The organism is Streptococcus mitis (assembly GCF_000960025.1).
Classification (GTDB): Bacteria; Bacillota; Bacilli; order Lactobacillales; family Streptococcaceae; genus Streptococcus; species Streptococcus mitis_DH.
Genome location: NZ_JYGQ01000004.1, coordinates 258,748 through 284,859, shown reverse-complemented (window position 1 = coordinate 284,859; position 26,112 = coordinate 258,748). Strand labels below are relative to the sequence as shown.

28 protein-coding genes, 2 pseudogenes and 1 riboswitch are annotated in these 26,112 nt (G+C 38.3%); of the genes and pseudogenes, 26 read left to right on the top strand and 4 right to left on the bottom strand.

What is annotated here, in order from left to right; genetic code table 11:
* The first annotated feature begins 33 nt into the window (after window positions 1-33).
* The 17 genes from TZ91_RS08200 (at window position 34) to TZ91_RS08120 (ending at window position 15,372) form a co-directional block, all read left to right on the top strand.
* Window positions 34-1,716 (top strand): ABC transporter ATP-binding protein, encoded by a 1,683-nt coding sequence (locus tag TZ91_RS08200; protein WP_033686344.1) that lies wholly within the window; start codon window positions 34-36, stop codon window positions 1,714-1,716.
* The gene (locus tag TZ91_RS08195; RefSeq protein ID WP_033686347.1) at window positions 1,701-2,531 is read left to right on the top strand and encodes an energy-coupling factor transporter transmembrane component T family protein; all 831 of its coding nucleotides are present in this window, start codon (window positions 1,701-1,703) and stop codon (window positions 2,529-2,531) included. Before TZ91_RS08200 ends, TZ91_RS08195 begins: the two co-directional genes overlap by 16 nt.
* A gap of 192 nt (window positions 2,532-2,723) precedes the next feature.
* Window positions 2,724-3,227 (top strand): tRNA (cytidine(34)-2'-O)-methyltransferase, encoded by a 504-nt coding sequence (locus tag TZ91_RS08190; protein ID WP_033686352.1) that lies wholly within the window; start codon window positions 2,724-2,726, stop codon window positions 3,225-3,227.
* Between the two features lie 59 nt (window positions 3,228-3,286).
* Window positions 3,287-3,505: riboswitch (FMN riboswitch) on the top strand.
* 163 nt (window positions 3,506-3,668) lie between these two features.
* On the top strand, window positions 3,669-4,232 hold the full coding sequence (locus tag TZ91_RS08185; protein WP_000185823.1) for an ECF transporter S component: 564 nt from the start codon (window positions 3,669-3,671) through the stop codon (window positions 4,230-4,232).
* On the top strand, window positions 4,222-4,872 hold the full coding sequence (locus TZ91_RS08180) for a phosphatase PAP2 family protein (protein WP_033686354.1): 651 nt from the start codon (window positions 4,222-4,224) through the stop codon (window positions 4,870-4,872). The genes TZ91_RS08185 and TZ91_RS08180 overlap by 11 nt, the downstream gene beginning before the upstream one ends.
* A gap of 27 nt (window positions 4,873-4,899) precedes the next feature.
* Window positions 4,900-5,319: a chromosome partitioning protein ParB gene (locus TZ91_RS08175; RefSeq protein WP_033686355.1), complete on the top strand. Its 420-nt coding sequence runs from the start codon at window positions 4,900-4,902 to the stop codon at window positions 5,317-5,319.
* A 311-nt stretch (window positions 5,320-5,630) separates the two neighbouring features.
* Entirely contained in the window at window positions 5,631-6,677 is a 1,047-nt protein-coding gene (pheS, locus tag TZ91_RS08170) for a phenylalanine--tRNA ligase subunit alpha (protein WP_033686367.1), read from the top strand.
* Entirely contained in the window at window positions 6,677-7,186 is a 510-nt protein-coding gene (locus tag TZ91_RS08165; RefSeq protein WP_033686356.1) for a GNAT family N-acetyltransferase, read from the top strand. The genes pheS and TZ91_RS08165 overlap by 1 nt, the downstream gene beginning before the upstream one ends.
* Before the next feature lie 76 nt (window positions 7,187-7,262).
* Window positions 7,263-9,668, top strand: a complete 2,406-nt coding sequence (gene pheT, locus TZ91_RS08160) for a phenylalanine--tRNA ligase subunit beta (RefSeq protein ID WP_033686357.1) — start codon at window positions 7,263-7,265, stop codon at window positions 9,666-9,668.
* Window positions 9,669-9,903: 235 nt separating this feature from the next.
* Window positions 9,904-10,797: an ABC transporter ATP-binding protein gene (locus tag TZ91_RS08155; RefSeq protein ID WP_020902740.1), complete on the top strand. Its 894-nt coding sequence runs from the start codon at window positions 9,904-9,906 to the stop codon at window positions 10,795-10,797.
* On the top strand, window positions 10,794-11,993 hold the full coding sequence (locus TZ91_RS08150) for an ABC transporter permease (protein ID WP_033684326.1): 1,200 nt from the start codon (window positions 10,794-10,796) through the stop codon (window positions 11,991-11,993). The genes TZ91_RS08155 and TZ91_RS08150 overlap by 4 nt, the downstream gene beginning before the upstream one ends.
* 215 nt (window positions 11,994-12,208) lie before the next feature.
* Window positions 12,209-12,655: a 50S ribosomal protein L13 gene (gene rplM / locus TZ91_RS08145; RefSeq protein WP_001044624.1), complete on the top strand. Its 447-nt coding sequence runs from the start codon at window positions 12,209-12,211 to the stop codon at window positions 12,653-12,655.
* An 18-nt stretch (window positions 12,656-12,673) separates the two neighbouring features.
* Window positions 12,674-13,066: a 30S ribosomal protein S9 gene (gene rpsI, locus TZ91_RS08140; protein ID WP_000075964.1), complete on the top strand. Its 393-nt coding sequence runs from the start codon at window positions 12,674-12,676 to the stop codon at window positions 13,064-13,066.
* A gap of 353 nt (window positions 13,067-13,419) precedes the next feature.
* Window positions 13,420-13,722: a TMEM175 family protein gene (locus TZ91_RS08135; protein ID WP_006151097.1), complete on the top strand. Its 303-nt coding sequence runs from the start codon at window positions 13,420-13,422 to the stop codon at window positions 13,720-13,722.
* On the top strand, window positions 13,647-14,006 hold the full coding sequence (locus tag TZ91_RS08130) for a hypothetical protein (protein WP_000397555.1): 360 nt from the start codon (window positions 13,647-13,649) through the stop codon (window positions 14,004-14,006). Before TZ91_RS08135 ends, TZ91_RS08130 begins: the two co-directional genes overlap by 76 nt.
* The gene (locus tag TZ91_RS08125) at window positions 14,003-14,326 is read left to right on the top strand and encodes a potassium channel family protein (protein ID WP_000825751.1); all 324 of its coding nucleotides are present in this window, start codon (window positions 14,003-14,005) and stop codon (window positions 14,324-14,326) included. Before TZ91_RS08130 ends, TZ91_RS08125 begins: the two co-directional genes overlap by 4 nt.
* The gene (locus TZ91_RS08120; RefSeq protein WP_033686358.1) at window positions 14,323-15,372 is read left to right on the top strand and encodes a DUF389 domain-containing protein; all 1,050 of its coding nucleotides are present in this window, start codon (window positions 14,323-14,325) and stop codon (window positions 15,370-15,372) included. The genes TZ91_RS08125 and TZ91_RS08120 overlap by 4 nt, the downstream gene beginning before the upstream one ends.
* Before the next feature lie 651 nt (window positions 15,373-16,023).
* On the opposite strand, the gene TZ91_RS08110 is transcribed toward TZ91_RS08120, so the two are convergent.
* On the bottom strand, window positions 16,024-17,178 hold the full coding sequence (locus TZ91_RS08110; protein WP_045597564.1) for a site-specific integrase: 1,155 nt from the start codon (window positions 17,176-17,178) through the stop codon (window positions 16,024-16,026).
* 51 nt (window positions 17,179-17,229) lie between these two features.
* Window positions 17,230-17,748: a helix-turn-helix domain-containing protein gene (locus TZ91_RS08105; protein ID WP_033686359.1), complete on the bottom strand. Its 519-nt coding sequence runs from the start codon at window positions 17,746-17,748 to the stop codon at window positions 17,230-17,232.
* A 147-nt stretch (window positions 17,749-17,895) separates the two neighbouring features.
* Between TZ91_RS08105 and TZ91_RS08100 the strand changes: the two genes are divergently transcribed.
* The 4 genes from TZ91_RS08100 (at window position 17,896) to TZ91_RS08080 (ending at window position 19,898) form a co-directional block, all read left to right on the top strand.
* Complete coding sequence (locus tag TZ91_RS08100; RefSeq protein WP_000005472.1) at window positions 17,896-18,177, top strand: hypothetical protein; 282 nt, start codon at window positions 17,896-17,898, stop codon at window positions 18,175-18,177.
* Between the two features lie 8 nt (window positions 18,178-18,185).
* Window positions 18,186-19,031: a phage replisome organizer N-terminal domain-containing protein gene (locus tag TZ91_RS08095; protein WP_033686361.1), complete on the top strand. Its 846-nt coding sequence runs from the start codon at window positions 18,186-18,188 to the stop codon at window positions 19,029-19,031.
* A gap of 359 nt (window positions 19,032-19,390) precedes the next feature.
* Window positions 19,391-19,723: a hypothetical protein gene (locus tag TZ91_RS08085; protein WP_001220782.1), complete on the top strand. Its 333-nt coding sequence runs from the start codon at window positions 19,391-19,393 to the stop codon at window positions 19,721-19,723.
* The gene (locus tag TZ91_RS08080) at window positions 19,704-19,898 is read left to right on the top strand and encodes a hypothetical protein (RefSeq protein WP_000469564.1); all 195 of its coding nucleotides are present in this window, start codon (window positions 19,704-19,706) and stop codon (window positions 19,896-19,898) included. The genes TZ91_RS08085 and TZ91_RS08080 overlap by 20 nt, the downstream gene beginning before the upstream one ends.
* Window positions 19,899-20,357: 459 nt before the next feature.
* Here the strand turns inward: TZ91_RS08080 and TZ91_RS10800 are convergent.
* Both TZ91_RS10800 and TZ91_RS10680 read right to left on the bottom strand, forming a co-directional pair.
* Window positions 20,358-20,736, bottom strand: a pseudogene (locus TZ91_RS10800) (hypothetical protein).
* 251 nt (window positions 20,737-20,987) lie between these two features.
* Window positions 20,988-21,161, bottom strand: a complete 174-nt coding sequence (locus tag TZ91_RS10680; protein WP_071788300.1) for a FanG protein — start codon at window positions 21,159-21,161, stop codon at window positions 20,988-20,990.
* Between the two features lie 28 nt (window positions 21,162-21,189).
* Here TZ91_RS10680 and TZ91_RS08075 point away from each other — a divergent pair, with 28 nt between their 5' ends.
* The 5 genes and pseudogenes from TZ91_RS08075 (at window position 21,190) to TZ91_RS08055 (ending at window position 25,984) form a co-directional block, all read left to right on the top strand.
* Window positions 21,190-21,804: a CadD family cadmium resistance transporter gene (locus tag TZ91_RS08075; RefSeq protein WP_000615750.1), complete on the top strand. Its 615-nt coding sequence runs from the start codon at window positions 21,190-21,192 to the stop codon at window positions 21,802-21,804.
* A gap of 11 nt (window positions 21,805-21,815) precedes the next feature.
* Window positions 21,816-22,154: a Cd(II)/Zn(II)-sensing metalloregulatory transcriptional regulator CadX gene (gene cadX / locus TZ91_RS08070; protein ID WP_000711088.1), complete on the top strand. Its 339-nt coding sequence runs from the start codon at window positions 21,816-21,818 to the stop codon at window positions 22,152-22,154.
* Window positions 22,155-22,422: 268 nt separating this feature from the next.
* Window positions 22,423-22,815, top strand: coding sequence for an Hg(II)-responsive transcriptional regulator (gene merR / locus TZ91_RS08065; protein WP_000640389.1), 393 nt, complete (start codon window positions 22,423-22,425; stop codon window positions 22,813-22,815).
* 28 nt (window positions 22,816-22,843) lie between these two features.
* Window positions 22,844-24,502 (top strand): mercury(II) reductase, encoded by a 1,659-nt coding sequence (merA, locus tag TZ91_RS08060; protein ID WP_001031943.1) that lies wholly within the window; start codon window positions 22,844-22,846, stop codon window positions 24,500-24,502.
* 159 nt (window positions 24,503-24,661) lie between these two features.
* A pseudogene (locus TZ91_RS08055) lies at window positions 24,662-25,984 on the top strand (ISL3 family transposase).
* Window positions 25,985-26,112 lie beyond the last annotated feature (128 nt).

Genomic DNA, 26,112 nt, shown 5'->3' with positions numbered 1-26,112 from the left:
ATAGAAGTCTAAGAAGCGAATGAAGAGAGTAAGATGAAAGAAGCTATAATTGAGTGGAAGGATTTCTCTTTCCAGTATGAAACGCAACAAGAACCGACCTTGCAAGGAGTGGACTTGACTATTTATAAGGGAGAAAAAGTCTTAATTGTTGGCCCATCTGGATCAGGCAAGTCTACCTTGGGTCAATGTTTGAATGGAATTATTCCAAATATTTACAAGGGTCAGACGTCTGGAGAATTTTTGATCAAGGGGCAAGCGGCCTTTGATATGAGTATCTATGATAAGTCTCATCTGGTTAGCACGGTTTTGCAGGATACAGATGGGCAGTTTATCGGTTTATCTGTGGCAGAGGATTTGGCTTTTGCTCTGGAAAATGATGTGACAAGTCTAGAAGAGATGAAAAGCCGTGTTCATAAATGGGCTGAAAAGCTGGACCTTCTTCCTTTACTAACTCAGCGACCTCAGGATTTGTCAGGTGGACAAAAGCAGCGGGTCAGTCTGGCTGGTGTCTTGATTGATGAAAGTCCGATTCTCTTGTTTGATGAGCCACTCGCCAATCTGGATCCTAAGTCAGGTCAGGATATTATCGAATTGATTGACCAGATTCATAAGGAAGAGGGAACGACGACACTTATTATCGAGCACCGTTTGGAGGACGTTCTGCATCGTCCTGTGGATCGGATTGTCTTGATAAACGATGGTCGTATCCTCTTTAATGGGAGCCCTGACCAGCTACTGGCGACTGATTTATTGACCCAAAATGGAATTCGAGAACCCCTTTATCTAACCACTCTCCGTCAATTGGGTGTGGATTTAGTCAATGAAGAACAGTTAGCAAATCTAGATAACTTGTCTATCTCAAAAGGCCAGATTCAGTTGCGGACGGAACTGGTAAAAGAAACCCCAGAATTGCAGTCACTCTTTAGACTAGAGGACGTGTCGTTTTCTTATGATGATAGACCGATTTTAAAATCCATTCATTTAGATATTAAAAAGGGTGAAAAGATTGCCATTGTCGGGAAAAATGGAGCAGGGAAATCAACCCTTGCCAAGGCATTAAGTAGCTTTATTCAGACGGAAGGCCGCTATCTTTGGGAAGGACAGGATATCAAAGGAGATTCTGTTGCAGAGCGGGCGGAACGAGTAGGCTATGTGCTGCAAAATCCTAATCAAATGATTTCAACAAATATGATTTTTGATGAGGTGGCTCTGGGACTTCGTTTGCGAGGTGTGGAAGAGCAGGAAATTGAAACGAGAGTCTATGAAACCTTGAAAATCTGTGGTCTCTATGAATTCCGTAATTGGCCCATTTCTGCCCTGTCATTTGGTCAGAAAAAACGTGTGACTATTGCATCGATTTTGGTCTTAGGGGCTGAAATTATCCTCTTAGATGAACCGACTGCAGGTCAAGACCAGAAGAACTATACTGAAATTATGGAATTTCTTGAAGAACTGCATCAAAAAGGTCATACCATTGTCATGATTACCCATGATATGCAATTGATGCTGGATTATTCGGATAGGGCTCTTGTCATGGTGGATGGGGAATTGATTGCCGATACTGATCCAGCTAGTCTTTTGAGCAGTCCTGAGCTGTTAGTAAAAGCCAATCTAAAAGAAACTTCTATCTTCAACTTGGCTAAGAAACTCGACGTGGATCCACTTGCTTTAACGGCATTTTACAAAGAAAGGAGAGAAGGATGCAAGCAAAATTAATTGGTTACCAGCATAGAGATACTGTGATTCATCGCTTGTCAGGCGCTGGTAAACTCCTCTTTTTCATTCTCGTATCATTGGCTGCAATGATTAGCTATGATACCAGACTGCTTGTTCTGATTGCCATCTTTTCGGTATTTCTCCTCTATTTGTCAGAAATCCGTTTTAAAGATGTTTCCTTTGTAGCCGTTTTTGCGACGGTATTTGCCGTTTTAAACGTTTTGATGGTCTATCTCTTTTCTCCCGAGTATGGGGTTAGACTTTATGGAGAGAGAAGTGTGATTTGGCAGGGAATCGGTGCCTACACTCTGACCAGTCAAGAGCTCTTTTATCTGCTAAATTTGGCTATTAAGTACCTTTGCACTATTCCTCTGGCTATTATCTTTTTGATGACAACCCACCCTAGTCAGTTTGCTTCCAGTTTAAATCAAATTGGTGTGCCCTATAAGATTGCCTATTCTGTCAGTCTGACCTTGCGCTATATTCCAGATTTGCAGGAAGAATTCTTTACAATCAAGATGTCTCAGGAAGCGCGTGGGATGGAATTATCCAAGAAAGCTTCTCTAATGCAACGAATCAAAGGCAATTTGCGCATTATCACTCCCTTGATTTTTAGCTCGCTAGAACGCATTGATACCATCGCGACCGCCATGGAGCTTCGACGCTTTGGGAAAGAGAAAAAACGCACTTGGTATAGTTATCAGGCCTTGAAAAAAGGAGATTATATTACCTTGCTCTTGGCAACCTTGTTTTTAGTAGCTAGTTTACTACTTATCTTGCAGAATCAGGGACGATTTTACAACCCTTGGAAATAGCTTGAAAAAATTGAAAAAATCAAGTCGTTTCTATTGACAATGATTCTGAAAGTGTTATACTAAGAAAGTAGTTTCGCTGATTTACTTCAAACCTGTTGTGAGGTAAGTTAACGATGCCTTAACCACGCTGTTTGCTGAGCTTGACTCCGGGCAGTGTGGCTATTTTTTTGCAATGGTAAAAGGAAGCAAGTCATGACAAATCACATTGTATTATTTGAACCTCAAATTCCACAAAATACAGGCAATATCGCGCGTACTTGCGCTGCGACCAATTCTCCCCTCCACATCATCAAGCCAATGGGCTTTCCTATTGACGACCGCAAGATGAAGCGAGCTGGATTGGATTATTGGGATAAGCTAGAGATTTATTTTTACGAGAGTTTGGAGGATTTCATGTCTCAGATGAAGGGCAAACTCTATCTGATCTCAAAATTTGCTGAGAAAGTGTATTCTGATGTGGATTTATCGACTGACGACGACCATTATTTTCTCTTTGGACGTGAAGACAAGGGCTTGCCGGAGGACTTTATGCGCGAACATCCTGAGAAAGCTCTCCGTATTCCCATGAATGATGAACATGTCCGCAGTCTCAATGTGTCTAATACCGTCTGCATGATTGTCTATGAGGCTCTTCGCCAGCAGAACTTTGCAGGTCTTGAGCTCGTTCATACCTATGAAGTGGATAAATTGAAATAAAAAATGAAAATGAAAATGAACAAAATGCTTGCGCTTGCAAGCGTTTTTTGTTATGATAAAAGAGTCTTCAGGGCAGGGTGAAATTCCCGACCGGCGGTAAATTTGACTATCTATTTTAGCTTTCTCGTCGTTGCCTTGTCTCGATATACTTTAAGTATTATCTTCGACTGCGACGCCTAGATAAATCTAAAACATCTTAGTTAAATAAGTCCGCGAGCGCAAGCTGATGTGGTGAGATTCCACAACCGACAGTATAGTCTGGATGGGAGAAGACGAAAGAATAGCTTTGTCTGTTCTGATAGATTTATAGCTAAACTGTAACCGCTTGCTTGAATTTCCTTAATAGGGTGAGAGGGAACTTTTGGAATATAAAAAGTGAGAATAGATAGAGGAATCCTTTCTAACTTCTTCTGATTTTATAGAAAATTGGAGGAACCTGTTATGACAAACACACGTCGACTTTCGACCATTGCGATTTTATCAGCCATCTCATTTGTGCTGATGTACTTTGACTTTCCGCTTTTGCCAGCGGCATCTTTCCTCAAGATCGAATTTAGTATCTTGCCAGTCCTTGTGGGTCTGGTGGTCATGGATTTGCCTGCTGCTCTAGGAATTCTCTTGCTTCGCTCACTATTGAAATTGCTTCTTAACAGCCAGGGAGTGAATACTTACATTGGCTTGCCAATGAATATCGTAGCTTTAGGAGTTTTTGTCATCGTATTTGCTTTGATTTGGAAAAAGGAACGGACAACCCTTCGTTTCCTACTAGGCTCTCTAGCTGGAACTATTGGTTTAACCGTGGCTATGTTGGTTCTCAACTATGTTTATGCTGTTCCTTTGTACGCTAAGTTTGCTAACTTTGATATTGGAAAAATTTTGGGACTTTCCAACTACCTAATGACCATGGTATTACCTTTTAACTTGATTGAGGGTGTAATCTTTTCCGTTTCATTCTGGTTGTTGTACGTCCTTTTGAAACCAACCTTAAAACACTATGAAAGATAAACAAACATTTTTAATGAAGGGCAGTTTTGCCCTTTTACTTTTCGTTATTCTTGGCTACATGGTCAAATTTTACCCTGAAACGCTGGTCGGTTTTGACCAACCGATACAGACAGCCGTTCGAGGAGACTTGCCAGATTATTTGACTACTCTCTTCCGAGCCATTACACGCCTGATTGATATCCCAGTGATTATCACCTGGGTTGCCATCGCAGCCTTTGTCTTTTATCGTAAAAGATGGAAGATAGAAAGTTTCTTCATGCTGGGAAATCTGGCTTTGGCAGGTCTTTTAATCGTGACCTTTAAAAATATCTACCAGCGCCCACGACCAGCTATTTTACACTTGGTTGAGGAGAAGGGATTTTCCTTTCCAAGCGGCCATTCTCTGGCTGTAACCTTGATGGTCGGTTCTCTGATTGTTATTCTTAGTCAGCGGATTAAAGATCCGGTCTGGAGAAAAATCGTGCAAATCGTCCTTGTTCTCTACCTAGTCAGTGTGCTGGTATCAAGAGTCTATCTGGGAGTTCATTACCCATCAGATGTACTTGCCAGTCTCTGTGTCGGATTGGGAGTCCTGTTTATCGAGTTTCCCTTTTATGATAAGCTCCGCTTCCAATTGCGATTTAAAGGCAAGCAGAAGTGAGTATCAAATTCCTTTGAGGAGAAAGAAATGAAAGTCAATATAGCAGATCTTCATCCGACTCAACTATACTTATCAGAAAAGAAGTTGCAAGATATTCAGATGCTTTACCAGTCGGCAGAAACAATCCAAGTCGATCCAATCAGTATTCTTGCCTTTGGAAATTGCTTGTTGATTACAGATGGGCATCACAGGGCTTATCAGGCTTTATTGGCAGGTCGGGATACGATTTCTGCTGAGTGGGATAGAGATGGTGGTGATGAACTATATCATCTCTATGCGCAAGCCTGCGAAGAAAGAAAAATCTACTCTGTTCTGGATTTAAAAAATCATACCTTAGCTCAAGATGAGTATGAAGCAAAATGGTATAACTGGTGTGATGGTTTTAATCAAGCAGCAACTCTCTTGTTGAAAAGGAAAGCAGATGAAACAGGCCCTACAAATAGGTAGTGCATTGTGTCTTGTTCCTTTTTATACTGAAATTAGTCTAATCTAACTTGTTTTTTAACTAAAAATCTGATAAACTATGTAGTAATTGAATAGAAATCTGCAAGACTAGTAACTCAAGGGAAGTATGACAGGGAGGAGAGCCGTGACTGCAAGCTCTCTATATGAAAGCTGGGTGAATTCACTTGCGCATGGATTTAGAAATGAAGGTCTGACTTGTCAGATGAAAACGGATGGTACCGCGTGTCAACGCTCCGAGTGGAGTTTTTGGCATGTGGTTTTCTTTTTATCTACGAGAGACTGATGGAGGAATTATGTCAACTATTGAAGAACAATTAAAAGCGCTTCGCGAAGAAACGCTGGCTAGCTTAAAGCAGATTACTGCTGAAAATGAAAAAGAGATGCAAGATTTGCGTGTTTCTGTCCTTGGTAAAAAGGGTTCGCTTACTGAAATTCTCAAAGGGATGAAAGATGTCTCTGCTAAGATGCGTCCAATTATCGGGAAACACGTCAACGAAGCTCGTGATGTCTTGACAGCTGCTTTTGAAGAAACAGCTAAGCTCTTGGAAGAAAAGAAAGTCGCGGCTCAACTGGCTAGCGAGAGTATCGATGTGACGCTTCCAGGTCGTCCAGTTGCGACTGGTCACCGTCACGTTTTGACACAAACTAGTGAAGAAATCGAAGATATCTTCATCGGTATGGGTTACCAAGTCGTGGATGGTTTTGAAGTGGAGCAAGACTACTATAACTTTGAACGTATGAACCTTCCAAAAGACCACCCGGCTCGTGATATGCAGGATACTTTCTATATCACTGAAGAAATCTTACTCCGTACTCACACGTCTCCAGTTCAAGCGCGTGCCATGGATGCCCATGATTTCTCTAAAGGTCCTTTGAAGATGATCTCACCAGGGCGTGTCTTCCGTCGTGACACAGACGATGCGACCCACAGTCACCAGTTCCACCAAATTGAAGGCTTGGTTGTTGGGAAAAATATCTCTATGGCAGACCTTCAAGGAACCCTTCAGTTGATTGTGCAAAAAATGTTCGGTGAAGAGCGTCAGATCCGTCTGCGTCCATCTTACTTCCCATTCACAGAGCCATCTGTTGAGGTGGATGTTTCTTGCTTCAAGTGTGGTGGAGAAGGCTGTAACGTATGTAAGAAAACTGGTTGGATCGAAATTATGGGTGCCGGTATGGTTCACCCACGTGTCCTTGAAATGAGTGGCATCGATGCGACTGTTTACTCTGGCTTTGCCTTTGGTCTTGGACAAGAGCGTGTAGCCATGCTCCGTTACGGAATCAACGATATCCGTGGATTCTACCAAGGAGATGTCCGCTTCTCAGAACAGTTTAAATAATGATTAGAAAAGTAGAAATGGCAGATGTTGAGGTGTTGTCCAAAATTGCCAAACAAACCTTTCGTGAAACATTTGCTCATGATAATACGGAAGAGCAGTTACAGGAATACTTTGAAGAGGCTTATAGTTTGAGAGTTTTGTCAACTGAGTTGGAAAATCCAGAATCCGAAACCTACTTCATTATGCATGAAGAGGAGATAGCTGGTTTTCTCAAAGTCAACTGGGGAAGTGCTCAGACTGAGAGAGAATTAGAGGATGCTTTTGAAATTCAACGTCTCTATGTGCTACAAAAATTCCAAGGATTTGGACTAGGTAAGCAACTGTTTGAATTTGCTCTTGAACTTGCTACAAAAAATAGTTTTTCTTGGGCTTGGCTAGGTGTTTGGGAGCATAATACAAAAGCTCAAGCGTTTTATAATCGATATGGTTTTGAAAAATTTAGCCAACATCATTTTATGGTTGGTCAAAAAGTAGATACGGATTGGTTACTGAGAAAGAAATTAAGGTAAGAAGATGATTCTTCTATTGAAATGATAGGAAAGGAAAAGAACCAGAGTGGCAACTGTCATTCTGGAGAACTAAATTATGCTTGTATCTTATAAATGGTTAAAAGAATTGGCGGACATTGATGTGCCATCACAAGAGTTGGCTGAAAAAATGTCAACTACAGGGATCGAGGTAGAAGGTGTCGAATCACCGGCTGCTGGTCTCTCAAAAATTGTCGTCGGTGAGATCTTGTCTTGCGAAGATGTGCCAGAAACTCACCTCCATGTTTGTCGGGTTAACGTTGGCGAAGAAGAAGCCCGTCAAATCGTTTGTGGTGCCCCAAATGTGCGTGCTGGCATCAAGGTTATGGCGGCTCTTCCAGGAGCTCGCATCGCTGACAATTACAAAATCAAAAAAGGGAAAATCCGTGGTCTTGAGTCACTTGGGATGATCTGTTCACTTGGTGAATTGGGAATTTCTGACTCAGTTGTACCTAAGGAATTCGCAGATGGCATCCAAATCTTGCCAGAAAATGCCGTTCCAGGTGAGGAAGTCTTCTCATATCTAGACTTGGATGATGAAATCATCGAACTTTCTATCACACCCAACCGTGCGGATGCCCTTTCTATGCGTGGGGTGGCTCACGAAGTAGCAGCTATCTATGATAAGGCAGTCAACTTTAAAGAATTTACTCTTTCAGAAACTGACCAAGTTGCAGCAGATGCTCTTTCTGTGGGCATTGAGACAGACAAGACGCCTTACTATGCAGCTCGTATCTTGGACAATGTGACTATCGCACCAAGTCCACAATGGTTGCAAAACCTTCTTATGAATGAAGGTATCCGTCCTATTAACAACGTGGTGGACGTGACAAACTACATCCTGCTCTACTTTGGTCAACCAATGCATGCTTTTGACTTGGATACCTTTGAAGGGACTGACATCCGTGTGCGTGAAGCGCGTGCTGGTGAAAAATTGGTGACTTTAGATGGTGAAGAACGTGATTTGGAAACAAATGACTTAGTTATCACTGTCGCAGACAAGCCAGTAGCTCTTGCAGGTGTCATGGGTGGTCAAGCAACAGAAATCTCTGAAAAGTCTAGTCGTGTTGTCCTTGAAGCTGCTGTTTTCAATGGGAAATCTATCCGTAAGACCAGCGGTCGCCTCAATCTTCGTTCAGAATCTTCTTCTCGCTTTGAAAAAGGAATTAATGTGGCAACTGTTAACGAAGCCCTTGATGCGGCAGCTAGTATGATTGCCGAACTTGCAGGTGCAACTGTGCGTAAGGGTATCGTTTCAGCGGGTGAGCTTGAAACTTCCGATGTAGAAGTTTCTTCAACTCTTGCCGATGTTAATCGTGTTCTTGGAACAGAGCTTTCATACGCTGATGTAGAAGACGTCTTCCGTCGTCTTGGCTTTGGCCTTTCTGGAAATGCAGACAGCTTTACAGTCAGCGTTCCACGTCGTCGCTGGGATATCACTATCGAAGCAGACCTCTTTGAAGAAATCGCTCGTATCTATGGTTATGACCGCTTGCCAACCAGCCTTCCAAAAGACGATGGTACAGCTGGTGAATTGACAGCCACACAAAAATTGCGTCGCCAAGTTCGTACTATTGCTGAAGGAGCAGGTTTGACAGAAATCATCACCTATGCTCTAACAACTCCTGAAAAAGCAGTTGAGTTTACGGCTCAACCAACTAATCTTACTGAACTCATGTGGCCAATGACAGTGGACCGTTCTGTCCTCCGTCAAAATATGATCTCAGGTATCCTTGATACGGTGGCTTATAACGTAGCTCGTAAGAATAAAAACTTGGCCCTTTATGAGATTGGAAAAGTCTTTGAACAAACAGGAAATCCAAAAGAAGAACTTCCAAATGAGATCAACAGCTTTGCCTTTGCCTTGACAGGATTGGTTGCTGAAAAAGATTTCCAAACAGCAGCAGTTCCAGTTGATTTCTTCTATGCTAAAGGAATCCTGGAAGCCCTCTTTTCTCGCTTGGGACTAGAAGTGACCTATACAGCTACAGCTGAAATTGCAAGCCTCCACCCAGGTCGTACAGCAGTCATTTCACTCGGTGACCAAGTTCTTGGTTTTCTTGGGCAAGTGCATCCAGTCACTGCTAAGGCTTACGATATTCCAGAAACGTATGTAGCTGAGCTCAACCTTTCAGCCATCGAAGCTGCCCTTCAACCAGCTGCTCCATTTGTGGAAATCACGAAATTCCCAGCAGTTAGCCGTGACGTTGCCCTCCTTCTCAAGGCAGAAGTGACTCACCAAGAGGTTGTGGACGCTATCCAAGCTGCAGGCGTAAAACGTTTGACAGATATCAAACTCTTTGACGTCTTCTCAGGCGAAAAATTGGGACTTGGTATGAAGTCAATGGCTTATAGCTTGACTTTCCAAAATCCAGAAGATAGCTTAACGGACGAAGAAGTCGCACGCTACATGGAAAAAATCCAAGCGTCTCTTGAAGAAAAAGTCAATGCAGAAGTGCGTTAACTTATCAATCCATCCTTCGGGGTGGATTTTTGCTTTTCAAATAACAATTCAGGATCAAAAATAGACAGTTGAGGAACAGAGAAGATAAATTGGAGTTTAGCACTGTATAATGTACTCATAACTCAAAGTACCCCAAGATTTTTTACTAAAATGAGGATGATAAAAATGGACAAAAATCATTGTAAAGGCTATCAAAAAGGAGTATAATGAGTGCAAGACATTTCGGAGGTGAAAGATGCTAGAAGTAAGAAGTCTAGAGAAAAGTTTTGGACCCAAGCAAGTTTTGTTTGGTATTGACTTTCAAGCACGACCAGGTCGTATTTTGGGACTAGTTGGAAAAAATGGTGCTGGGAAGACAACGATTTTCCACAGTATTTTGAAGTTTTTAGAATATCAAGGAGAAATCAGTCTGGATGGTCAGGATATTCGTCAAGAGACCTACGCTCGGATTGGCTATCTACCTGAAGAACGCAGTCTCATGCCTAAATTGACAGTCCTTGAACAAGTTCGCTATTTGGCGACTCTAAAAGGCATGGATGCCAAGGAAATCAAGGAAAAACTCCCTCAATGGATGAAGAGGTTGGAAGTGAAAGGAAAGCTGACAGATAAAATTAAGAGTCTGTCAAAAGGAAATCAGCAGAAGATTCAGCTCATCATTACTCTGATTCATGAGCCAGACTTGATTATCTTGGATGAGCCTTTCAGTGGATTGGACCCAGTCAATACAGAATTGCTCAAACAAGTCATTTTTCAAGAAAAAGAACGTGGGGCAACCATTATCTTTTCTGACCATGTCATGACCAATGTTGAGGAACTTTGTGACGATATTCTGATGATTCGAGATGGCCGTGTGGTCTTGCATGGGCCGGTTCAGGATGTCCGCAATCAATACGGGAAAACGCGTCTCTTTGTTTCAAGTGAACGAAGCAAGGAAGAATTGGAAAATCTTCCTCATGTCAAACAGGTGAGTTTGACCAAGCAAGGCAGTTGGAAATTGATCTTGGAGGATGAGAGCGCTGGAAGGGAACTCTTCCCAATCTTGACTCAAGGGCAATATATCGCAACCTTTGACCAGCAAGCGCCAACAATCGATGAAATCTTTAAACTAGAATCAGGGGTGGAAGTATGAGAAATATGTGGGTTGTAATGAAAGAAACCTATCTTCGACATGTCAAATCGTGGAGTTTCTTCTTTATGGTGATTTCGCCGTTCCTCTTTTTAGCCTTATCTGTAGGAATTGGCTATCTCCAAGGGTCTTCTATGGCCAAGAATAGTAAGATAGCAGTAGTAACAACTGTGCCATCTGTGGAAGATGGGCTCAAGGGTACCAATGGTATCAACTTTGATTATCAGGATGAAGCCAGTGCCCAAGCTGCTATCAAAGATGAGAAAATCAAGGGTTACCTAACCATTGACCAAGAGGACAGCGTCCTCAAGGCCGTCTATCATGGTGAAACTTCTCTTGAAACAGGCATCAAGCTAGCAGTAACCAATAAGCTCAACGAACTGCAATACCAACTCAATCGCTCGGCGGCTAATTTGTCCCAAGAACAGGAAAAACGCTTGGAACAAACAGTTAACTTTACGGAGAAAATTGATGAATCCAAGGAAAATAAAAAAATGATTCAAACCTTTGCGGCCGCAGGGCTTGGTTTCTTCCTTTATATGATTTTGATTACCTATGCTAGTGTCACTGCTCAGGAAGTGGCTAGCGAGAAAGGAACCAAAATTATGGAGGTGGTCTTCTCTAGTATCCGAGCTAGTCATTATTTCTACGCTCGCATGCTGGCTCTGCTTCTTGTTATTTTGACCCATATTGGCATTTACGTCGTGGGTGGACTTGCTGCCATTCTTCTCTTTAAAGACCTACCAATCTTGGCACAATCTGGTATTTTAAACCATATAGGAGAGGCTTTCTCGCTCAACACCTTATTGTTTGTCTTGGTTAGCCTCTTTATGTACGTTGTTTTAGCAGCCTTCCTAGGTTCTATGGTTTCTCGTCCTGAGGATTCAGGAAAAGCCTTGTCGCCTTTGATGATTTTGATTATAGGTGGTTTTTTTGGAGTGACAGCTCTAGGTGCAGCTGGTGACAATCTCATCTTGAAGATTGGTTCATATATTCCCTTTATTTCGACTTTCTTCATGCCGTTTAGAGCTATTAATGGTTATGCAAATGGGTTAGAAGCTTGGATTTCGCTTGCTATTACGATTGCTTTTGCAGTAACGGCAACAGTCTTTATCGGACGTATGTATGCTAGCCTCGTTCTGCAAACAGATGATTTAGGTCCTTGGAAAACCTTTAAACGTGCCTTATCTTATAAATAGAAGAGCCTCGCGAAAGCGAGGTTTTTTAGAGATAAAAAGAGTGGAATTCAGAAAAATATTTTTCATATCTATTGACTTTTAGGGGTGAAATTTGGTATTATAGTAGGCGGTATTGTTTACCCCATTTGAAAGGCCCCGGAACCTTCCAAATACTTTTCGATGGGAAGGAACACCCATCACCGTAAACAAAAATCGAACTATATATAGGAGAAATCATGAACAAAACAACATTTATGGCTAAACCAGGCCAAGTTGAACGTAAATGGTACGTAGTTGACGCAACTGATGTACCACTTGGACGTCTTTCTGCAGTAGTTGCTAGCGTACTTCGCGGAAAAAACAAACCAACATTTACACCACACACTGATACAGGTGACTTTGTGATTGTTATCAATGCTGAAAAAGTTAAATTGACTGGTAAAAAAGCAACTGATAAAATCTACTACACTCACTCAAACCACCCAGGTGGATTGAAACAAATCTCTGCAGGTGAACTTCGTTCTAAAAATGCAGTACGTTTGATTGAGAAATCAGTTAAAGGTATGCTTCCACACAATACTCTTGGACGCGCTCAAGGTATGAAGTTGAAAGTATTTGTTGGAGCTGAGCACACTCACGCTGCACAACAACCAGAAGTTCTTGATATTTCAGGACTTATCTAAGGAAAGGAACAATAAAGTATGTCACAAGCACAATATGCAGGTACTGGACGTCGTAAAAACGCTGTTGCACGCGTTCGCCTTGTTCCAGGAACTGGTAAAATCACTGTTAACAAAAAAGATGTTGAAGAGTACATCCCACACGCTGACCTTCGTCTTGTAATCAACCAACCATTCGCAGTTACTTCAACTGCAGGTTCATACGACGTTTTCGTTAACGTTGTAGGTGGTGGATACGCAGGTCAATCAGGAGCTATCCGTCACGGTATCGCTCGTGCCCTTCTTCAAGTAGACCCAGACTTCCGCGATTCATTGAAACGCGCAGGACTTCTTACACGTGACTCACGTAAAGTTGAACGTAAGAAACCAGGCTTGAAAAAAGCTCGTAAAGCATCACAATTTAGTAAACGTTAAAACTTATTTAAACTTATTGAAAGTATTTCGTATCAAAAATACGGGATGCTTTTTCTGTTCACCCCAAATTTTTGTAACTAGGTGATACTTGAAATTAATACAAATTTGGTTGTTTTTGATAAATCTAAGCAACACTACATGATGAAGTGAAAGGGGATGAATCTTTGATAGTATTCACTTATTGTGAAATATGATATATTTATTAATTAGATGGATGAATACTTCTAGAGTTAAATATAGTATAATAGGGACATACTTTTTGGTTTATTTTTGTTTGTAGTCGGATTATGAAAGAATATCCAATATTATGCGATAAGATAGAATGTTACAAAAAAGAAAGGGGATGCAATCCGATGAAGAAAGACAGATTAATTGTATTGACAGATGCTGTTCTAGCAATTATTATGACCATCTTGGTTTTAGAGTTAGAAAAACCAACAACACCAAGTCTTGAAGCTTTTTGGGATTTACGGCAAAATTTCTTTGCTTGTTTTCTTTCCTTTTTCTGGTTGGGATCGTTATGGATGGCACTAAACACATTATGGGAAAAGGTTGAGAAAATTTCCTCAGAAATTATTTGGTGGAATTTGTTTCTACTCTTGGAGCGGCAGGAGTTCTCTTTGGAGAATTTCATGCCATCCAAGATACCAGTCTGAATGATGTGGTGGACCGGATCTATATAAATGTCAAGGATTTACCGTTTCAGTCCTTGGGAGCTTTAGCTAATATCCTGTCTGATATTAAGAAGGGACTGATTCAAGACAGTCATATCTGGTCTTTCTTCCAGTCATTTTTCAAACAATATCAGTTGATAATCAGCTTAAATCAGATCTATCAGTTTGTCTATCTTTCTCTGATGGAGATCATGTCCTATCTTCACTTTGATTATTGGAAAAAAACGGCTCGGTCAGGAGCTAGTATGAATAAGGAGAACAAATGAAACGTTTAAAAATGTTATGGCATATTATGCAGGTTACGGGTTTTACTCGGTTTGCTCTGAGTTTTGTGACCTTTGTTTTTGGGTCAGGAGGCGTGCTTTTCCTAGTTGAACCTGCTATCACAAATTACGGAGACGGTCTTTGGTATGCTTTTGTGACTTCGACGACTGTCGGCTACGGGGATCTCCTAGCTGTGACCTTGATTGGAAGGATTACCAGTGTCTTCTTGACGATTTATGGGCTCATATTTTTTGGCTGTTTATCAGCTGTTATTTTTAATTATTATACCAATTTAAATAAGGAAAGAGGAGAGGACAAATGACTGCCAATTATTCAACACGGGAATACCGTGAGAAATTATACGATGACCTTCATGTTCGATTGAGAGATACAGCGATTTTGATGTGTGCAATTTTTATTGCCTCTATCGGACTAAATATGAATTCAACAGCTGTCATTATAGGAGCCATGTTGATTTCACCTCTCATGACACCGATTGTTGGACTGGGATTCGGTTTAGCTATTTTTGATACGCGTTTAATCAAGCAATCTCTAGAGGTTTTATTGACTCAAGTGTTGGTCAGTTTGCTTGTCTCGACTCTGTATTTCTGGATTTCTCCCTTGTCTTATGCAAGTAGCGAGTTGATTGCACGAACCTCTCCAACCATTTGGGATGTCCTCATTGCTATTGCTGGTGGGATTGCTGGTGTGATCGGTTCAAGGAAAAAAGAAGCAAACAATATCGTGCCAGGAGTAGCCATTGCTACAGCTCTGATGCCGCCTATCTGTACTGCTGGCTATGGTTTAGCTAATGGGAATGTACGATTTTTATTGGGGGCTCTCTATCTTTTCTTGATCAACTGTGTCTTTATCATGCTAGCCAACATTGTTGGAACAAGAATTTTGATGAGAAAATCTCCTTTAACTTCATTTAAAGAGCTGAGCATTAAAATGAGAATTGGCTTGATATCTTTGATTGTATTGTTGATTCTTCCAGCTAGCTATTCGGCAGTCACTCTGACGATAGATCAAGCGCGCAAAGAAGGGATCAAACAGTTTGTAGGAAAAGAGTTCGCCAATTATACGGTTATTAATCAAGTCTACAAGTCAAGTAACAATGAATTGGTCTTGACGGTTGTTGGAGATCCGATTTCAGAAGAAGAATTAGAAACACTCCACCAAAAACAAGCCTCTTACGGTATTCAATCTGTTCAATTGAAAGTGAATCAAGTTCAGAACTCGCCAACATTAGATAGTGAAGCGACCAAGGAATTTTATGAAAACATTGACAAGTATATTGATCAAAAACTCTCTGAAAAAGATTCACAAAACGATCTCGTAAAAGAAAATGAAGCAGACAAGGATTGAGGACAATGAACTGAATCGGTTTTTACGCCGTGTTTTTCTTGTATCTTCCTCTTTCTTACTTATAGCAGGTTGTTTTTGCTTGAATAAGAAATAAATTAGAAGTTCTATCATCTAAGAAAAATGATGAACAAAAAATCATTTAACTAATGGTGTGAACGTTTAGTGTTTATCAGCTCCATTCTCTGTAATTTTGGGGGTAAAATCCACACCATTCGGATAAAATTAGTTGAATTTGATTGGAAAAAAGCTTTTATAAAAGCGGAGAAAAGTCTTGATATTACGCTGTTTTTAGTCCAACTGAAATTCATACTTTCCAAACCAGGTCTTAAGAAAGCTCGTAAAGCATCACAATTTAGTAAACGTTAATTCGAAAGAATTACTATACTTATACAGAGCACCTTTCGGGGTGTTCTTTTTTCTACTTTCTTACTAAATTGGTGCAATTGACACAGTTGTTGCGACTTTAGTCGCTTACAAATGTGGCTGCAACCTGACAAGGTCAGTTGCCTCAAAACGTTAATCAATACGATTATATCAACGTTTCAAAGCACTTTGCAAAAATTTTGCAAAGTGCTTTTTTGTCGATTTTTGAGCTCAAATAGCTTTGTGATAACCTTCTGATAACCTCTTCTAAATTTTTAAAATCATGATTTATTTTGCTTTATTGAGATAGTCTGCAAATTTGTCAATAGAGTTTTTCTCACCAGTTTTTGTGGTGTGAGTATAGACATCTAATGTCACCTGACTGCTTGCATGACCGAGACGTTTTGATGTATTAGAAGGATCGATTCCAATTTCAGACATAAGTGTTGCATGTGTATGTCTAAACCCATGTGGGCTAATTGGTTTTAATTTATGCTTTTTAATAATTCGATTCAGTACGTTATTAATGTAATCAGCATGCAAAGGTTCAATTTTGTCATTACTTGATATGTAAGAGAACATATATTCATCACTAATATTCAGCTTTGTAAGAGGAAGCTGAGATTGTTCTTTCAGATAGAAATTTCTCCATTGCTTAATAATATCGATTGTCTCATCATCAAGATAGATTGTACGAACTGAAGATTCATTCTTTGTGCTCTTTTCAATCGCTTTACCGTCAATTCTTCCTAGACTTTTATCTATGTTCAATAGATTGCTGTCAAAGTTAATATCAACCCATTTTAAAGCGTATAACTCCCCTTTTCGTAGTCCACTAAATGCAAGCAGTCTAAATAAAGCAAAATGTTTAAATGGCTCGGTTTCTTTCACTATATCAAGGAAATGATGTAATTCCTCCAGTGACCAAAAATTATCTGATCTAGTTTTTTTGATTTTAGGCATGATAACATTCTTCATTGGATTTCGATCAATGTAGTTCATGTTGATTGCAAAATCAAAAATTTTTGAGGTATAGGATTTTATCTGTTTGATATTTTTGAAAGTCTGAGATTTTTGTGTAATAAAGTTTTGACAGTCTAAAGGACTGATTTGGTCAATAAATTTATCGCCAAATATTGGTAGAATATGTATTCGATAGATATTCTTAGTTTGGGAAGAAGTTGTTTCTTCAACGGTACCAACATAGGCATTAAACCTTTCTTGATAAAGTTCTTTATAAGTGACTTTGGGGTTAGGTTTGTCGGTACTTACTGTGGGGGCAACGACACCAGCTTCTAAACGAGCTTCGTACAATTTTGCCTCTTTTTTGGTTTTGAACCCTCTCTTTAAGTGCCTTTTTTTCTTTCCATAAGCATCTAAGCCAATGTAAAAGCTGACATAGTATAGGATTCCTTTTTTTGTTTTGTATTTGTGTATAGACATTTTTTCTCCGTATCTAAGTTTTCGGAGCTTATGTAATTGAGAAATGAGTGTCTATCTATTTTTTCTATCTTCTTGGCGGATAGCGTATTCGTCTGTTTTAATCCAGCTCTGCCAAACTTTAGAATCTTTATTTTGGTGATTCATATAATCTATAAACTCAGACATAAAACGTTTGTTTTTCTCAGCTAGATATTCTGAGAATATATGACGAAATTCATCTGAAAAACTATCATCAAGTGGTAGTGCTAATGCCCTTTCGCCAAATTCGATGCTCTTCTTTAACTTCTCCATATCGCTTTTAAAAGGTGTCACAGAACCAATTTTAGATGTTTTGAAACTATCTGTAACAATTTTAAGATTTGATGGAGCGTGTGGGTTGCTATCAAGTCCCATAATGTAAGCGACGGAAACATTAAAGTATTTTGCCAATTTTTCAGCATTATCTTTTTTAGGTTTGCGGATTCCTTGATTGTATCCAGAAAGTGTAGGATAGGCTATATTTGTAGCTTCGCTAATTTCTGTCAATTTTTTTCCGCTATTTTCTATCAGTTTAGTAATATGATTCGTCATAAGAACCTCCTTTTTATCATTATAACACATTTTATTCTTTTTGAATAAAAAAGCTTGGCAAAAATTCAAAAAGGATATATAATTCAAAATGAATAACAAATTAAATGGTTTCGGAGCTTATTTAATTTAGAAATGAGGTGTGAATTTATGTCGGAAACTACTTTAGTTGTCCAGCTTCCTAAAGAATTAGAGAAGCAATTACGTGCTCACTATGATGAGATGATTTCAAATGCTGTAGCAAGAGTATTTGAAGATAAAGAACTTTATAAACCTATGGTTCGTATGTCAGGTTTGTCTAGGTGGTTAGATGTATCTACGACAACAATCCAAAAATGGACGAAAGAAGGAATGCCAACCATGGTGATTGATGGAGTGACTTTATACGATAAAAGAGCAGTAACAAGATGGTTGAAGCAATATGAAAGATAGGTACTCGTATGAATGGTGTTCAGTGGATCAAGATAACAACAGATATATTTGATGATGAAAAAATTCAGCTAATAGAATCAATGCCAGAAGGAGATACTCTTATTGTAATATGGTTTAAAATTCTGGTGCTTGCAGGAAAGCAAAATAATAGTGGCATATTAAGTCTAGGGAACAAGGTTTATTACACAGAAGAGATGCTTTCAACAGTGTTTAGGCGAAAGGCTACATCTGTAAAATTAGCTCTCAGCATGTTTGAAGAATTTGGCATGATAGAAATCATAGATGGCGCTATTACCATTCCAAAATGGGAGAAACATCAGAATATAGATGGACTAGAAAAGATTAGAAAACAAACTAGGGAACGTGTTGCTCGTCATAGACAAAAACAAAAAGCACTAATTACAGGCGAGCCACAACTCGTTTTAGACTGTAACGTTACAGTAACGGATGAAAATGATAATGTAACGCAAGAGATTAAGAACAAGAGTAAGAATAAGAATAAGAAAGAGATTGAGAATATACTGGATAATAGTTCTAGAAAGCCTGAAACTTATATTCCACCCAAATATTATTCTTTGTTAGAATCCATTTCTTATAAGTACAATGATAGATTTTTGTATCCTAACAATTACACTTTAACACATGCTCAGAAGATGAAGATAGGCGAGTATTTGGCTAGTGGGTATGTAACTAGTGATGAAGTCATTAGCATGATTGAACGGATTCCTGAGGATGCGACGTCTCCTTTGGCGTATTTATTTAAGTCTATGGAGAATTTAAAGCAGGAACGTATGCTGGAGTGCAAAGCTATTGCCCATGAAAATGCCCGAAAGAAGTATATGATAAATGAGTAGATATAGGACTGTTCTAAAGAAATGTTACATCACTGAGGAGCAAAATGAAATAGTGAATAACTTGATTGAAATGACAAATCATCTAAGTTTTTCCTCTTATGCCAGAAAAATGTTATTTAAGAGCTCGCCTATTTATCTTCAATTTGATTTTGAATCTTATCATGACTTTATATTTCAAGTTAGAAGAATTATCAATAACTTACGTCAGTTAGAAAGAATAGCAGAACAAAGTGAGGATTTGGATAATGTAAGGATATTTCACTACTGCGTTGAGCTGATGATAGAATATGAAAAGAAGACAAGTAAACAAGTGAAAGAACTTGTAAAACGACTAAATAAGAAAACGAGGTGATAGGACCATGAGAATAAAATCTGTGTTGAAACAGGTGTTTTTGACGGAAGAAGAAAATAAAAAATTAAATGATTGTATGAGGAAGGAAAATATTCGTAATTTTTCTGAGTTTGCTAGACAAAAATTAATACGAACAGATTTGAACATCCAAAAAGTCTCTTTTGAAGGTTTAGTTCCTTTAACAGAAGAGTTGGAACAAGTCGGAAAGAATATCAATTCTATAGCCCGTCTTGCAACTGTAGTTGGGAGAATAAGCTATGAAAACAAAATGGATATGTCTATTTTGATGCAAAAAATAGTTGATGTGATGGAGGAAAAAGATGTTTATTTTCAAAAGTAATATGGATAAGGATTTTGATCAGATATGTGAATACATATTGAAATTAAAGCGAGCAGAATTATTTCTTCATGGAATTAAACAACAAGATAAAACGAAGGCTCGTTTGTATCATGCGATGCTGGAATACTATGATGCTAACCATAAAAAAGAAAGACATATGAGAATTTTAAAATAAGGAAACGCTGTTAAAAATTTTGCAGCGTTTTTTATATATCTTCTTAAAATATTTGTACACACAAATGACAGTCAAATTGATTTTTGGGATTATTTTATCGAGAAGGAAAGATTTCTCATAATATGACTTTGCGAGCTCAGAGTCTGTATACACACACTCCCAAAATCATCCTAAAATTTGTATACACAAAGTGTATGTACTTTTTGGGATGATTTGAATTTTGGGGAATCCCCAAACCCCTGATGAATTATACGAGCAAAAAAATTTGGGGGTAAGTTTTAGAAAGAACTATTCTAAAGTATTTAAAATCTGACTTTAAGTAAATTTTTTATTATGTGACTATTAGCCTGTCTCACTCCGCTAGGTGCGAGACAAAAAAATACCCGCTATGCGGGTGTGTACTGACCCCAAAAGTTAGACAGAAAAAATCTAACTTTTGGGGTCAGTACAAAAGCGTTTTTATTGTATAAAGAATATCAAATAGTTTGAGGGTTTTACTTGTCGCTGTATTTCTTCACTATCCTTTTTGTAATACTCCTGCTTTGTTCCTGAAATATCTACAGTGAATACGTCATCCTTGAAGGTATAATTCTCTTTTCGGTTTATGATATTAGAGCCAGTCGGTTCGATTGTTGCACTGTCTTTATCAATTGTAAAGGTGTCGGCCTCTCCTTTGTTGCTATTTCCTTTGTTACCTGAAATGGTAAAGGCAACTTCATTTCTACTCTCGTTTATTCAACGGTATTCGCCATCTAAAGAATTGCTTGATTGGTTAGAGCATGCAATTAAGCAAAATTGTAGATAGAGACACTAAAAGTAATGTGATAAATCTTTTCATTTACATACTTTTTATTTCTATATTATATTAAAGAAACATTACATAAGTAAGACAGTAATTTTTTAGGTTGATCTCTTTCTTTCGGGAAAATCATTATGTTTCGGAAAGTCAAGATTTTGTTATTATTTATGATATACTGGTACCGTAATTATATCCTTACAGAGGTTAAGTAAGGGTTTCAGTACACGTCAATAGATGTCAAAATATTGATTTTAAGCGATTTTTGATTTTTGGAAACTCATTATATCGCACTACAAATCAATAAAAACTGTACCTTTTTTAGATAAATATATTATCTGGATATTGAAGTTAAGCCCTGCTGTCATTTCGATGGCAGGGCTTTTTAATATTTGGTACACTAACTTCTTATCTATATTTTGGTGGATTTTAAGTTGACATCTACAAAGTTTAATGTTAGAATACATTCAAAAATATATTTGAATGAGGTATTTTATGATTCAAAATGTTGTTACTTCAATAATCCTGTATTCTGGGACAGCCGTAGACTTACTTATTATCCTAATGTTATTTTTTGCCAAAAGAAAAAGCAGAAAAGACATCATTAACATCTATTTAGGACAATTTCTAGGCTCTGTTAGTCTAATATTGCTAAGTTTGCTTTTTGCATTTGTCTTAAATTATATTCCTAGTAAAGAGATTTTAGGTTTACTCGGTTTGATTCCAATTTTCCTAGGTCTCAAAGTTTTGCTTTTAGGAGATTCTGATGGAGAAGCTATTGCCAAAGAAGGTTTGCGCAAAGATAATAAAAACCTGATATTTCTAGTCGCTATGATTACTTTTGCAAGTTGTGGTGCTGACAATATTGGTGTCTTTGTTCCATATTTTACTACCTTAAATTTAGCAAATTTGATAGTAGCTTTACTTACCTTTCTAGTCATGATTTATCTCTTGGTTTTTTCTGCCCAAAAATTGGCACAAGTCTCTTCTGTTGGAGAAATTTTGGAAAAATATAGCAGATGGTTTATTGCCGTTGTTTATTTAGGATTGGGGATATATATCCTGATTGAAAATAACAGTTTTGATATACTATGGACTATATTAGGCTAGGAGAAAATATTATGAAAAAAGATAGTATCTGCCAAGTGAATGTTATAAATCAGCAAAATATTACAACCGCAACGAACTACCTTGAAAAGGAAAAAGTCCAAAAATCACTTCGCATTTTAACAAAATTTACCGATAATAAACAGATAAATATCATCTTCTATCTTCTTGCTGTTGAAGAACTCTGTGTCTGTGATATAGCCTGTTTACTAAATCTCAGTATGGCATCTACTTCCCACCATCTTCGTAAACTAGCCAATCAAAACATCTTGGGCACTAGAAGAGAGGGGAAAATTATATATTATTTTATAAAAGATGAGGAAATCAGGGATTTTTTTAATCAACTAGGATAACAACTATTTTTACTACTTTTCCATGATTCTAGGGAGCTACTCTATGAAATTTCGGGTCTTCGGAATATATAGTGGAATTACTTTCTTAATAGTTTAAAAACAACTGGTGTTTAAATCGGATTTTCTGGTGGGATGTTAGGATAATCAATAGTATTATATAAAAGTATCAATCACATACGAGTGATACTTTGGGAAAAAATAAAATAGTCCAATTTACTTGACCGTGTACTATGGTACATGGTTTATAATATTCAGGGGGTGAAATAAGATGATTTATCGCATTAGTGAGTTTGCAGATAAATGTGGAGTTAATAAAGAAACGATCAGATATTACGAGCGAAAAAATTTATTACAAGAACCTCACCGAACGGAAGCTGGTTATCGGATATATTCATATGATGACGTTAAGCGTGTTGGGCTTATTAAACGAATACAGGAACTTGGTTTCTCTTTAAGCGAGATTTATAAATTACTTGGTGTTGTAGATAAAGATGAAGTTCGTTGTCAAGATATGTTCGAATTTGTTTCTAAAAAACAAAAGGAAGTGCAAAAACAAATAGAGGATTTAAAACGAATTGAAACTATGTTAGACGACTTAAAACAACGATGTCCAGATGAAAAGCAATTACATTCGTGTCCAATAATAGAAACATTAACATGAGAGATTAATTAACGAAAGGAGCTTTTTTATGAATAAATTTAAGGTAAACATTTCAGGAATGACTTGTACGGGTTGTGAAAAACACGTAGAATCAGCACTTGAAAAGATAGGTGCTAAAAATATTGAGTCTAGTTATCGTCGTGGTGAAGCAGTATTTGAACTGTCCGATGATATTGAGGTTGAAAGTGCAATAAAGGCGATTGCTGACGCAAATTATCACCCGGGCGAAGCAGAAGAAATACAAGTGCAATCGGAAAAAAGGACAGATGTAAGTTTAAATGATGAAGGTAACTATGATTATGATTACATCATCATCGGTTCTGGTGGAGCTGCCTTTTCATCTGCCATTGAAGCCGTTACTTTGAACGCAAAAGTGGCTATGATTGAGCGTGGAACGGTGGGTGGAACTTGCGTTAATGTCGGATGCGTTCCTTCTAAGACCTTATTAAGAGCAGGGGAAATCAATCATCTAGCAAAAAATAATCCATTTGTGGGATTACACACTTCGGCTTCAAATGTTGATTTAGCGCCATTAGTAAAACAAAAGAATGATTTAGTAACCGAGATGCGAAATGAAAAATATGTGAATTTAATTGATGATTATGGTTTTGAATTAATAAAAGGTGAAGCAAAATTCGTAAATGAAAATACAGTTGAAGTAAATGGCAATCAAATCACAGCCAAAAGATTTTTAATAGCTACAGGTGCTTCTTCAACTGCACCTAATATTCCCGGATTAGATGAAGTAGATTATTTAACAAGCACTAGCTTATTGGAATTAAAGAAGGTTCCAAATCGTCTTACCGTAATTGGTTCAGGATATATCGGCATGGAATTAGGACAACTATTTCATAACCTCGGGTCAGAAGTCACTTTGATTCAAAGAAGCGAGCGTCTATTAAAAGAATACGATCCTGAAATTTCAGAAGCCATTACTAAGGCCTTAACAGAACAGGGAATTAATTTAGTAACAGGTGCAACCTATGAACGAGTTGAGCAAGATGGAGACATTAAAAAAGTTCATGTTGAGATAAATGGTAAAAAGCGAATTATTGAAGCAGAACAATTGCTAATTGCCACTGGAAGAAAACCAAATACAGAATCATTAAACTTACATGCAGCAGGCGTTGAAGTTGGTTCCCGTGGTGAAATTGTCATTGATGATTATCTTAAAACGACCAATTCCCGAATTTATTCAGCTGGAGATGTCACTCTCGGTCCCCAATTTGTTTATGTAGCTGCTTATGAAGGTGGACTTGCTGCTCGTAATGCAATCGGAGGACTAAATCAAAAGGTCAATTTAGAAGTGGTTCCAGGCGTTACGTTTACTTCTCCATCGATTGCAACGGTTGGTTTAACGGAGCAACAGGCAAAAGAAAAAGGATATGAAGTGAAAACATCGGTATTGCCGTTGGATGCTGTTCCAAGAGCGCTCGTTAATCGGGAAACAACAGGTGTTTTCAAATTAGTGGCAGACGCGAAAACATTGAAAGTGTTAGGGGCGCATGTAGTGGCAGAAAACGCAGGAGACGTAATTTATGCAGCAACATTAGCTGTGAAATTCGGTTTAACTGTTGGAGATCTGAGAGAAACGATGGCTCCATATCTAACAATGGCAGAAGGATTGAAGCTGGCTGTCCTAACTTTTGATAAAGATGTTTCGAAATTATCTTGCTGTGCAGGCTAAGGGAACTTTTTTACAACTCCCTATTCAAGTGAACCAGCTAATGCTTTAAGGGATTTTCTAAGTGAATTTGTGGTCACAAAAATAATTTAACACTGATGATTTCGACATCAAATCTATAATTGATACCTTAACACTGCAGAGTAATAAAGGATGAATAATATGTCAGACTTATTATCCCTACCAGACATTAAAACAATAGAACCGCCACAAGAAAATGAAACCGATATGATGTTTAAAGTTGAAGCAGTCGGACCACCTGAACGTTGTCCTGAATGTGGTTTTGACAAGTTGTACAAACACAGTTCAAGAAATCAACTAATTATGGATTTGCCCATTCGTTTAAAGCGAGTGGGCTTACAATTGAACCGTAGACGATACAAGTGTCGTGAATGCGGATCTACCTTCTGGGAACGCCTAATATCTGTAGATGAAAAGCGTAGTATGACCAAAAGGCTTTTAAAGTCCATTCAAGAGCAATCCATGTCTAAGACCTTTGTAGAAGTCGCAGAAAGCGTTGGTGTTGACGAGAAAACCATTAGGAACGTTTTTAAGGACTATGTGGCACTCAAAGAACGTGAATACCAGTTTGAAACTCCTAAGTGGCTTGGGATAGACGAGATACATATTATCCGTAGACCTCGGCTTGTATTGACTAATATTGAACGCAGGACTATTTATGACATCAAGCCTAACCGTAACAAGGAAACAGTCATCCAACGTCTTTCAGAAATCAGTGACAGGACTTACATTGAGTACGTCACAATGGATATGTGGAAGCCCTACAAAGACGCAGTGAACACTATCCTTCCACAAGCTAAAGTTGTCGTAGATAAGTTTCATGTAGTTAGAATGGCTAATCAAGCCTTAGATAACGTCAGAAAGTCTTTGAAAGCCCATATGAGCCAAAAAGAAAGACGTACCCTTATGCGTTAAAGGTTTATCCTTCTAAAGCGTAAACACGATCTAAATGAACGTGAATCATTCCTCTTAGATACTTGGTTAGGTAATCTTCCTGCTTTAAAAGAAGCCTATGAACTCAAAGAAGAGTTTTACTGGATATGGGATACTCCTGATCCAGATGAAGGTCATCTTCGTTATAGTCAATGGAGACACCGTTGTATGTCCAGCAACTCTAAAGACGCATATAAAGACCTCGTGAGAGCCGTAGACAACTGGCATGTTGAAATATTCAACTACTTTGATAAAAGGCTCACTAATGCTTATACGGAGTCAATTAACAGCATTATTAGGCAGGTAGAGCGAATGGGTAGAGGTTACTCGTTTGATGCCTTACGAGCCAAAATCCTTTTCAATGAGAAGCTCCATAAAAAGCGTAAGCCACGATTTAATTCAAGTGCTTTCAATAAAGCTATGTTATACGATACTTTCAATTGGTATGAAGTGAATGATCACGACATTACAGACAACTTAGGTGTCGATTTTTCCACACTTATTAAGAATTTGGAGAAGGGTGATTTATAAGCCCTTTTCCACCATAAAATCCGAATACCCGAAATTTTTTGATGAAAATTACTCACAAGAAATAATATATAGAACTGTTTAAATATCTTCAGGATAGAAAAAGAAATTGTCCAGGCACGAAGAAACTG